Here is a 5,792-nt window from a genome sequence, read left to right as displayed (position 1 = left end):
TTTGGTGGACCACCAGGGGTTCGAACCCTGGACACCCTGATTAAGAGTTAATTTTCACACTATAGATAAATCCAGTAAACACAGTATTTAACTGCATTTCGTAGTATCACATTTAACTATATTTCTATATATTTTTTAATAAATTGATGTCAAAATGATGTCAAACACAAAAAGCCCCAGGTAGTATTTACCTGGGGCTTGCCTTACGTCCACCCTCGCAAGGCTAGGGAGATATTTGGATCACCTCTTTACCGATGAATCACTACTCCGATTACTGCTCCCGCTCCCACCATCTGAGATAGGTTGCGCTGCATCCGTAGTCGTTTGATTGTTCTCTTGTCGTTGTCGATTTGCCCTTTCAATTCGGTCAATGAGTTCTGCATTTCTGACAAGGTAACCTCTTGCTTCATGGACAGCATTTTGGCTTTCATCAATTCTGTTTCCAATGTCGATATTGTATTGTGTGCTTCGTTCAATTCTTCCCTTTGCTTCATGACTAAGCTCTGCACTTCTGTCAAGGGAGTGCTGGATGTCTCGATTAAGCTCAAGGCTCTCGCGTTGTTGCTTTTCAATTCGTTCCACTGTGTTAAGGGAATCGTGATTGTTGCTTCCACTGGGCTCGTGGAAGATGTACCAGCAGCAAAAGACGGAGAGGAGCGCAATACCACCGATAACAGCATGGCGGTAACTAAGGCTATTAAGTAAAACTTTGATTTTGTCATACATTATACCCCTCCTGCGTAGTCAGTAATCCCCCTAGCAATGGCACGTACGATAGCATCGAGGTCGTTGGATAGCATAGCGTGATCTTCTTCGTTATCAATGAATGCCATTTCAACTAATACCGCGGTTGCATTTGTACCATTTAGCACCCAAAGGTCATCGCGTTTTTTAACGCCACGGTCTACTGTATTAATGCTGCGGATGATTTGGCTTTGAATATCATTGGCCAATCGTTGCCCATTAAAGGACTTATACAGTGTTTCAGTTCCTCGAGCTTCCGTGTTAAACGCATTACAGTGTAGAGACACAAAGATATCTGCGCCCCAAGAATCAGATTCAGAACATACTAGACCTAAATCATCATCTTGCAGGGTTCTAACTTCACATCCTGCTGTTTCCAAATAGCGAGCTAACATTTTGCCCGCATCACGTGCTACATCACATTCACGTGTACCATATACAGGGTTAACTGCGCCACTATCTAAGTTGATATCGTGGCCAGGATTAATAAAAACTTTCATCGTTTATCCTCCTCTTCTAATTTGTCAGGAATACCATTGTTATTTTGGTCTATCCAAAGACCCAAGAACCCTACAATAGCCGTTAAGACACTAGGTATGAATATGTGGTCAATAATAGTAATGCCTACATTAATCAACTTATTAGCTTCGTCAGATACATAACCACTAATAAAGGACATAACATACTGAGTGACCACCAATAAAATAGGCACTAGCATAATAAATACTAGTGCCCGTGTGGCTAATATACCTGTAGGGTGGAAGTTTGCCGCCCTAACAGATTGATATGATTTTTTAACTGTATTGATGAGATTTGGTGGTATGTTCATGTAACTCCTCCTTAATATCATCAACACGAGCTTCGATGCCATCGACACGAGATGTTAGCTTTACGTGTTCCGTGTATGCTTTAGTACGTTGTTCACGTGAAAGTTTGATTTCATCTTTCAAATCCTTCAACGTATCGGTAAGCACGCCCATTTTTTCTTGGAACATCAAATTATCTTGCATCCTTTGAAGGTCCAGTTTCTCGAGTAGCGGGATGATCAGAAGTCTGTATCCTGCCCCAGCAACTACACCCACTATTGTGAGTGTAGTTAAAATATCGTTTAGTTCAAATTGCCATGTCCAAATGAGATATGCACCTCCCCTTTACTCTGTCCTAACTAATGGCAGATTATAAATGATCAGCGTTTTGGATGCCTGTGTTGATGTAGCTATTGTTAGCCGCACCCCATTCAATGGTATTCATATCAAAGGCCAGAGTTTTGGTTGCCTGTGTTGATGTAGCTATTGTTAGCCGCATATTGTTATTATCCCCTTTAAACGTTACGTTTTCAGGAGTTTCTACAAAGTAAGGGCCATATGAGTTATAGTTATCTCCTAAATTAAGCGTTGCTGGTCTATTGGCATAAATTACCTTTTTCGTAATATTCCAATTCTTAGGATTATCCTTAAAGTTGCCATTAACTGTATTGCCAGTAATATTCATCTTCAAAGTAGTTCCGATTAATTTATATACAATGCCATTTTCACGATATTCTTCATCTGCTGTTTCATCGACTGTCACACCTCGGATAGTCACGCTGCCTGCTTCTCTATCAGTTAAGTCAAAGTATTTAACTATCATATCCGTTTCGCCAAAGGCATCGATATTCACTCTTAAATTGTTAGAACTAAATTCGATTTTCTCACCGCCATTTACAGACACTTTGAAATGCGGTTCACCTTTTAGATCTAAATACGTTTGCCCAGCCAAAGGTTGAACATATTCGAGGTCTTTTGGTGCGTAATTATTATAGCAATTTGTTAGCTTGATAACTTTTGTAAGTACAGTATCTACGCTAGTATCATGTAGCCATATATTATTTTCTTTTAATAATTGTGCTGCATTTTCTGCACTGCCAGCATCACCTTTAGGGCCGATAGGACCAGCAGGACCTTGCGGACCTGCTTCACCTCTATCACCTTTAGGACCTCTAATATTACCTAATCTAAATCTAGCCATTTATTTTACCTCTTTCCAAAATCCAACAATATCCAAAATGTAGCGTTTGTTATTACCTACAACACCCCAACCTTTAATATTACGAGAGTTAGGCTCAACATAAACGCTATTATTATTTGCATCTACAGTTACTTCAAACAAACGTGTTGGTACTGGTGCATTATCAGGCAATGTACATAAAACACCACCATTACCAGAACCAGCGGTTGTTATTTTCATATCTAAGTGTAATTTACCAAATCCCGTGGCAGGGTTAAATTCAAGATACCCTCTACCTGCACCCGGTGCACCTGCTTGTGCAACACCCCACACAATGTCATATGTCTTAGTTTCGGCAATATTTGTAGTGTTGTTTGTAGGATTAGAAGAATAAGCAATATCTACAAACAAATCGCCATTTTCAGCAAGTGTAAATGTCAGTTCTGGTTGTGTACCATTGTCGCCTTTTTCACCTTTAGGACCAGCTGGCCCGATAGGACCTTGTGGGCCTCTTTCACCTGCTTCGCCCTTTGGACCTACATTACCTTGTAAGCCTTGAGGACCTATATTACCTTGCAAACCCTGTGGTCCTGCTGGACCTATAGGGCCCTGTGGACCAGTAGGACCGATTGGACCTTGAGGACCAATATCACCTTTATCACCCTTAACACCACTCATGGTTGTTAAATACTCTAAAGATGTACCTGTTTTAACAAATACTTTGCCGTTATCTGCATCATTAGAACGAACCATGACTAAACTGTTTTGTTCAAACGTTCCGACTTTGCTATTCATAACGGCTACAGATGGTTGGATAGAGCTGATTTTAAAAGGTTCCCCTCGTTCACCCCTTGGCCCTTGTAAACCAGTAGGACCGATTGGACCAATTGGACCACGTTCACCTTGAATACCTTGAGGGCCTTGTGGACCAGCTTCGCCACGTACACCTTGAATACCTTGTAGCCCTTGCGGACCAGCAGGACCTATATTGCCTTGTTCACCTTTTGGACCAATAGGACCTCGTTCCCCTTGGTCTCCTTTTGGACCAGTTAAACCAATAGGACCAATTGGACCAACAGGGCCTTGAATACCATCATTACCTTTTGGACCTGCTTGGCCATCATTACCTTTAGGCCCTTGTGGACCTACATCACCAGCAGGACCTCTTTCACCAGTTTCGCCCTGTGGTCCTGGAGGGCCAGGAGGACCCTGCGGTCCTGGGTCTCCCTTTGGTCCTTGTAATTTAATAATTTGAGTATCGTCTTTTACGTTGATCGTTTCTTTATCTTCGTAAATGTGTAGTTCGTCCATTATTTCCCCCTATTACTGATACCTTCGATTACATTAACTTGACCCTTAACAAGGCATTTAATAGGGCGGTCGCCGTTCCATAAGAATAAGTCCCATTGATATTTACCGACTGCTAAACCGTTTGTATCTAAAGAAAGGGCGATTTTACAAACCTCATTGGCTTCTAAATCGTCCTCGGATACACCAATACCAAACTTTGCTTTATAATCTTCGCTATCAGCATATTTACGAACACAGGCGAACAGACTTTCACTTGCTACAACATTGTTATAACCAATGTTAAGAGAAATCACTTCCCCTTTGATTGCATTAAAGTTGTGCAGAACCGGTAGTTTCATCTTCGTTGCCCTCGTCCATTAATTCGTTATGAACACAGCCCTCAGTTGGGCAAGTGCCGTCTTCGTTAAGTACTTCCCAGCAGTACTCACAAAATTCCATAACCGGTACTTTACTTTCTCCGATAAATTTAGACATATTACAGCACCTCCTTAATACGTGTTACCATTTCGTCACTTAATTTAAGATACTGTGCGATAATAGCCGTAGTAGGTTTGCCCATCAATAGCAACCCGAGTTGAGCTTTTTCTAATGATTTAAATCGCGGTTCGTACTCAGATTTAATAGCGTTAATTTTATCTTCCTTTGTAGGAACATACGGATCAGGTGCAACGAATTTTCCGTCTACATACGCTTTACCGCTCATAAATTCATCAAGCATTGCGTCACCATCTGTAGAATACACATATTGCGCATTTGGGTAATCGTGTTCAGCTTGCGCCATAATATCATCACGGCTCAACGTGTTATCACACAGGGATGTAATACGCTCCCCTTTGTCATTTAAAATAAAAACATATTGATTCATAGTAATATCCTTTCGGAGGTGAAATTATGCGCCGTTACGCTGTTATGCTAAAACGTAGACAACGCAATACCATTACATTAAGGCAACTATTTAACGAGTGGTTGCCTATTCACTCTCAGTCTATTTCTGATAGCGCTGTTAAGTCTTATCGCATTGCTTTTAAACACATATCCAACATAGCGGATATGCCTATCACGGATATTCATTTTCAGCACCTTCAAAATGTGATTAATTCCATGCACGTAAAAGGACTTTCCTACTCATCATGTAAGAAAGTCCGCACGTTACTTAATCAATTGTTAAATTACGCAATCATTAAAGATTACCCTATCACTAATTACGCCCAGCATCTAAATCTAGGACCCAACATACCTACGATTAAAAGGAGATTATTCACTCGCCAACAAATCAACAAATTATGGGCAATAGACACTTCTTATTCCCATATGATTCTAATACTGCTCTACACCGGATTACGTATCGGTGAGCTACTTAATTTACGCAGGCAAGATATCAATAGACGATCATCATACCTTATCGTGAGACACGCTAAAACGAAAGCCGGTGAAGGCCGCATCATTCCCATTCATCACCGCATCATGCCTATAATAGAGCAGCTACATACTAGCGATTATCTATTCACTATCAGCTACACATCATTCCGTAAGCATTTCCAGGGTGTTATGAAACAGCTTAACTGTAAGCATACTATCCACGATACCAGGCACACATTCGCCAGTTTACTTGATGCGGTTGCGCCACCTAACACGTTACGCTCCTTACTAGGCCATAAACAAGGCGATATCACTACCAGGGTGTATACGCACAAAACCATTCGTGAATTACGTAAAACGATAGAATTATTAAAATAACTCCCCAGTGGGGA

At 41.0% G+C, this 5,792-nt stretch carries 10 protein-coding genes; 1 reads left to right on the top strand and 9 read right to left on the bottom strand.

Going from position 1 to position 5,792, the window contains the following annotated elements:
• Positions 1-248: 248 nt before the first annotated feature.
• The 9 genes from ACSV5T_RS09670 to ACSV5T_RS09630 all read right to left on the bottom strand — a co-directional run bounded on the left by ACSV5T_RS09670 (position 249) and on the right by ACSV5T_RS09630 (position 4,906).
• Positions 249-722: a hypothetical protein gene (locus ACSV5T_RS09670; protein WP_438320971.1), complete on the bottom strand. Its 474-nt coding sequence runs from the start codon at positions 720-722 to the stop codon at positions 249-251.
• A gap of 3 nt (positions 723-725) precedes the next feature.
• The gene (locus ACSV5T_RS09665) at positions 726-1,244 is read right to left on the bottom strand and encodes an N-acetylmuramoyl-L-alanine amidase family protein (RefSeq protein WP_438320970.1); all 519 of its coding nucleotides are present in this window, start codon (positions 1,242-1,244) and stop codon (positions 726-728) included.
• Positions 1,241-1,573, bottom strand: coding sequence for a hypothetical protein (locus ACSV5T_RS09660; protein WP_438320969.1), 333 nt, complete (start codon positions 1,571-1,573; stop codon positions 1,241-1,243). Before ACSV5T_RS09660 ends, ACSV5T_RS09665 begins: the two co-directional genes overlap by 4 nt.
• Positions 1,539-1,754, bottom strand: a complete 216-nt coding sequence (locus ACSV5T_RS09655) for a hypothetical protein (protein WP_438320968.1) — start codon at positions 1,752-1,754, stop codon at positions 1,539-1,541. Before ACSV5T_RS09655 ends, ACSV5T_RS09660 begins: the two co-directional genes overlap by 35 nt.
• A 166-nt stretch (positions 1,755-1,920) precedes the next feature.
• Positions 1,921-2,751 carry a collagen-like triple helix repeat-containing protein gene (locus tag ACSV5T_RS09650; protein ID WP_438320967.1) on the bottom strand — a complete coding sequence of 277 codons (831 nt, stop codon included), beginning with the start codon at positions 2,749-2,751 and terminating at the stop codon, positions 1,921-1,923.
• Positions 2,752-4,041 carry a hypothetical protein gene (locus ACSV5T_RS09645; RefSeq protein WP_438320965.1) on the bottom strand — a complete coding sequence of 430 codons (1,290 nt, stop codon included), beginning with the start codon at positions 4,039-4,041 and terminating at the stop codon, positions 2,752-2,754.
• Positions 4,041-4,379 carry a hypothetical protein gene (locus ACSV5T_RS09640; RefSeq protein WP_438320964.1) on the bottom strand — a complete coding sequence of 113 codons (339 nt, stop codon included), beginning with the start codon at positions 4,377-4,379 and terminating at the stop codon, positions 4,041-4,043. Before ACSV5T_RS09640 ends, ACSV5T_RS09645 begins: the two co-directional genes overlap by 1 nt.
• Complete coding sequence (locus ACSV5T_RS09635; protein WP_438320963.1) at positions 4,351-4,515, bottom strand: hypothetical protein; 165 nt, start codon at positions 4,513-4,515, stop codon at positions 4,351-4,353. Before ACSV5T_RS09635 ends, ACSV5T_RS09640 begins: the two co-directional genes overlap by 29 nt.
• Before the next feature lies 1 nt (position 4,516).
• Positions 4,517-4,906, bottom strand: coding sequence for a hypothetical protein (locus ACSV5T_RS09630; RefSeq protein ID WP_438320962.1), 390 nt, complete (start codon positions 4,904-4,906; stop codon positions 4,517-4,519).
• A gap of 26 nt (positions 4,907-4,932) precedes the next feature.
• Between ACSV5T_RS09630 and ACSV5T_RS09625 the strand changes: the two genes are divergently transcribed.
• On the top strand, positions 4,933-5,778 hold the full coding sequence (locus tag ACSV5T_RS09625; RefSeq protein ID WP_438320961.1) for a tyrosine-type recombinase/integrase: 846 nt from the start codon (positions 4,933-4,935) through the stop codon (positions 5,776-5,778).
• The last annotated feature ends 14 nt before the right edge of the window (positions 5,779-5,792 follow it).

Origin of the sequence: Veillonella sp. ZSJB6, from assembly GCF_051549505.1 — a bacterium.
Taxonomy (GTDB): domain Bacteria; phylum Bacillota; class Negativicutes; order Veillonellales; family Veillonellaceae; genus Veillonella.
This window is presented reverse-complemented; position numbering and strand designations above follow the sequence as displayed.